Source organism: Blastomonas sp. UPD001 (assembly GCF_003426715.1).
Classification (GTDB): domain Bacteria; phylum Pseudomonadota; class Alphaproteobacteria; order Sphingomonadales; family Sphingomonadaceae; genus Blastomonas.
In genome coordinates this window covers 1-3,754 of record NZ_QKVT01000165.1, presented here as the reverse complement: position 1 = coordinate 3,754, position 3,754 = coordinate 1, and the positions used below count along the sequence as shown (strand labels likewise).

Genomic DNA, 3,754 nt, shown 5'->3' with positions numbered 1-3,754 from the left:
CCGTCAGCCGCCGGTCCCGTTCGACATCGACCTTGAAATCGCGCCAGGTTCCACCCCGGTTGAGGTGGTTAAGACTGATCGGCTGCAAGCGGTCGATCGCTTTGGCAAAGCTCGCCTCCGGAGTGACACCCGCCTCGAACTCTTCCCAGATCGCGCGAAGCTTGGCGCCTGGTCCTCGGGCAGCACCCCGTAAAGCCGTTCTGCGGCCGCTGACTCGCGCGCCGCCTGCGCAGCCGCAGCGGTCTCGTCGAACAGGGGCGTATCTCCGCTCGCCGCCTCGACGAGATCGTGGAGAACCAGCATCTGGATCACCCTTGCCGTATTGACGGGCGTGCTGGACCATTCGGCCAAGACTATTGCGAAGAGCGTCAGGTGCCAGCTGTGCTCGGCGCTGTTTTCCGGGCGAGATCCACCGGTCAACCGGCTGCCGCGCAGTACGGTCTTGAGCCGATCCGCTTCCACCAGAAAGCGGAACTGTCGGGCAAGACGGGGTAGGAGCGCGCTCAACCAGGTTTCCAGATGCGCCATCCCCTCGCTTTGAACCTTGGGCGAGGCGTCCGCCACGCAAAACTTATGCAAGAAAGGGTTCGTTGCTGTTTCAGCCACACATTGCCGGGAAAAATCAGATTGCCTGCAATTCAACCAAAGAAAAAACCGGTATAAGGACATTGAGCTGCACTCATCGTCAGGTTCTGGCAGAACCAAAGATTAAAATGACTCCACCTTAATGGCCGCCTTTGGGGCGGCAGCTGCTGAAACAGCCCGCCATCTACTCACCCTACCACGATGTTTCAGCGTCGGCTAATTGCGGCAGGCGACGCCAGCCCACGTCCGACGGCGGTACCAAAGTAGTGCAAACGGCGATAGATATTCGTCACGTTTATCCAGCGGGACACGCCGCGCCCCACAGGATTCGAACTCTCGAACCAACAGCCCTAATTCTTCCGCTACAACATTGCTAATGATCGACTGGCGGATGCGCTGGCCGGCAGTTTACCCCCGCTGCTCATCCAGAAGCGAGGCAATCTCTAGAGACACCCTCTCGACCGCAGATTTGACCGCATCGTCGATATGCACATACCTTCCCGTGACTGATCCGGCTGCATGGCCAAGCATCGCCGCTATTGTCAGTTCGGAATACCCAAGCTCGCCGGCAACGCTTCCGAAGGTATGGCGCAAAGTGTGTGCCGTGACATCCTGCCAGCCCAGCCGCTTGCAAATCCGTCCAAGCACTCCGTCCGCCGCTACAAAATTCGTTTGCCCGCCATCTGATGGAAAAACATATCGAACGTCCTCGCGCGCGGGCTGACTGCGCAGGAGCGTCAATGCGGGGGTTCCGACGATTCTGATCTGCGCGCCGGACTTGGTATCGGCAAAAGCAACGTACCCTCCGTCGGAAATCCAACTACGCTGTGAACCGCACCGGGATTGTCGGAGGCTCCAACTCCTGAGAAGGTGGAGCCCTTATGAGCAAGACAACGAACAAGTTTTCACCCGAGGTTCGCGCCCGTGCGGTGCGGATGATATTGGACCATCAGGCGGATTATCCGTCACGCTGGTCAGCCGTGGTGTCGGTTGCCGATAAGATCGGCTGTGCCCCACAGACCCTTCACGAGTGGGTGAAGCGGGCAGAGGTTGATAGCGGCAAGCGAGCCGGCGTTCCCACCGATACTGCGGACAAGATCAAGGCGTTGGAACGTGAGGTTCGTGAGCTACGGCAGGCCAATGAGATTCTGCGCAAGGCATCAGCATATTTTGCGCAGGCGGAGCTCGACCGCCCGTTCAAGCGATGATCGCGTTCATCGACGATCATCGCGCCGTTCATGGGGTCGAGCCGATCTGCAATGTCCTGCCGATTGCCCCTTCCACATACCATAAGCACGTCGCGCAGCGACAGGATCCATCGCGCCTGTCGGCGCGGGTAAAACGTGACCTCGCCTTCAAGCCAGAGATCGCCAGAGTGTTTGCCGAGAACTTTGCTGTCTACGGTGTCCGCAAGGTGTGGCGGCAGCTGACACGCGAGGGTTTTCCCGTCGCTCGCTGCACCGTCGAACGATTGATGCGCGAGATGGGCTTGGCAGGGGTGATTTGTGGCAAGCCAGTGCGCACAACGATCAGCGACAAGGCGGCAGCTTGCCCGCTGGATCGCGTCAACCGCCAGTTCCATGCCCCGGCGCCGAACCGGCTGTGGGTCTCGGATTTCACCTATGTCGCGACCTGGAGTGGGTTCGTTTATGTCGCGTTCGTGATCGACGTCTATGCCCGCTATATCGTTGGTTGGCGGGTTAGCCGGACGGCCCATGCCAGCTTCGTGCTCGATGCGCTGGAACAGGCGCTGCATGATCGCCGACCGGTCCATCGTGGCGGCCTGGTTCATCATAGCGACCGTGGATCTCAATATGTGTCCATAAAGTACACTGAACGCCTCGCTGAAGCTGGTATCGAGCCATCGGTCGGCAGCGTCGGGGACAGCTATGACAATGCCTTAGCCGAGACGATCAATGGCCTTTACAAGGCCGAAGTGATTCACCGGCGTGGGCCATGGCGATCTTTCGAGGCTGTCGAATTCGCAACCCTCGAATGGGTTGATTGGTTCAACCACAGACGGTTGCTGGCACCGATTGGAAACATCCCACCTGCCGAAGCCGAGCAGAGATATTACGCCACGCTAGACGAGCAGCCCATGGCTGCGTAACCTAAACCAAACAGCCTCCGGGAATCCCGGTGCGGTTCAAGTTGGCGAGCACGATGCAGCATCAGCACGCTCTGCGCGTCGGCTGACTTGATCGGAACAAATCGCATAGTAGGTCGCCTCACTGCCTCGCAGATCGCTTCCGCATCAGCTGCGTCATTCTTGTTCCGTTTAACGTAGGCCTTCACGTAAGCCGGTGGCATAAGCCGGACTTCATGGCCAAGCGCTTGAAGTTGACGAGCCCAATGATGCGCTGTTGCGCAAGCCTCGATACCGATCAGGCACGGCTCAAAGTCACCCAGCACCGCAAGCAACTGATCGCGACGAACCTTCTGCCGCAGAACTGGCTGACCGGCATCATCAATGCCGTGCAGTTGAAAAACATTCTTGGCGATATCGAGGCCAATCGTGGTAATCTGCATGTGGATGGCTCCTTCCTTCAGGTGGCAAACTGACGCGCCACCTTGGCACGAATCGATGCCGTTGGGTCAGGGGCCGTCCACCTCATCACTGCTTTTGCGGATGAGCGGAGGCGATGATGGCGGGACAGCCCGGTTTCTTTGATCTTTCGGATCGTTACGAGGCGCTGAGTGCCGCTGGCGATCCGTTGGAACGTCTGTCAGGGGTCGTCGACTTCGAGGTTTTCCGGGATCCATTGATTGCCGCCCTACGCCGCGGTGCCCGTGGCAAGGGTGGCCGGCCGCCGTTCGATCCGGTGATGATGTTCAAGATCCTGGTGCTGCAGGCGCTCTATTCGTTGTCAGACGAAGCAACGGAATTCCAGATCAAGGATCGCTTGTCGTTTCAGCGCTTCCTGGGCCTTGGGCTCGATGGCACGGTGCCCGATGCAACGACGGTCTGGCTGTTCCGCGAGCGCCTGGTGCAGGCCAAGGCGATCGACAAGCTCTTCGCCCGTTTCGATGCAGCTCTAATGGATCATGGCTATCTCGCGATGGGTGGCCAGATCATCGATGCTACGGTGGTGCCTGCCCCCAAGCAGCGCAACACTGTAGCGCGACGATCAGGGTGAGAAGGTAGCGACGATCAGGATGAGAAGCGCTG

Annotated in this window: 3 protein-coding genes, 2 pseudogenes and 1 other annotated feature; of the genes and pseudogenes, 2 read left to right on the top strand and 3 right to left on the bottom strand. The window is 59.1% G+C overall.

Translation table 11 applies throughout. From position 1 onward, the window contains the following. Window positions 1-3 precede the first annotated feature (3 nt). Together DM995_RS20145 and DM995_RS22845 are read right to left on the bottom strand one after the other, a co-directional pair. Window positions 4-528, bottom strand: a complete 525-nt coding sequence (locus DM995_RS20145) for an HD domain-containing protein (RefSeq protein ID WP_157973422.1) — start codon at window positions 526-528, stop codon at window positions 4-6. Window positions 529-993: 465 nt separating this feature from the next. Further along, window positions 994-1,326 carry a tyrosine-type recombinase/integrase gene (locus DM995_RS22845; RefSeq protein WP_157973421.1) on the bottom strand — a complete coding sequence of 111 codons (333 nt, stop codon included), beginning with the start codon at window positions 1,324-1,326 and terminating at the stop codon, window positions 994-996. 140 nt (window positions 1,327-1,466) lie between these two features. Here DM995_RS22845 and DM995_RS20135 point away from each other — a divergent pair. Then, window positions 1,467-2,695, top strand: a protein-coding gene (locus DM995_RS20135) for an IS3 family transposase (RefSeq protein WP_116970828.1) whose coding sequence is annotated in 2 segments (ribosomal slippage) — window positions 1,467-1,755 and window positions 1,755-2,695 — 1,230 coding nt in all. Because the reading frame shifts where the segments join, the coding sequence is not laid out codon by codon here. Beyond that, window positions 1,748-1,864 (top strand) — a sequence feature (AL1L pseudoknot). (Overlaps the previous gene by 117 nt.) A gap of 38 nt (window positions 2,696-2,733) precedes the next feature. On the opposite strand, the pseudogene DM995_RS20130 reads toward DM995_RS20135, so the two are convergent. After that, a pseudogene (locus tag DM995_RS20130) lies at window positions 2,734-3,114 on the bottom strand (IS110 family RNA-guided transposase); the annotation flags it as partial. A 116-nt stretch (window positions 3,115-3,230) separates the two neighbouring features. Here DM995_RS20130 and DM995_RS20125 point away from each other — a divergent pair. Continuing rightward, a pseudogene (locus DM995_RS20125) lies at window positions 3,231-3,701 on the top strand (transposase); the annotation flags it as partial. Between the last annotated feature and the right edge of the window lie 53 nt (window positions 3,702-3,754).

Bases quoted from the DNA above. Each gene is read 5' to 3' on its own strand.
- DM995_RS20145 (WP_157973422.1), bottom strand. From the start codon at position 528: ATGGCGCATCTGGAAACCTGGTTGAGCGCGCTCCTACCCCGTCTTGCC.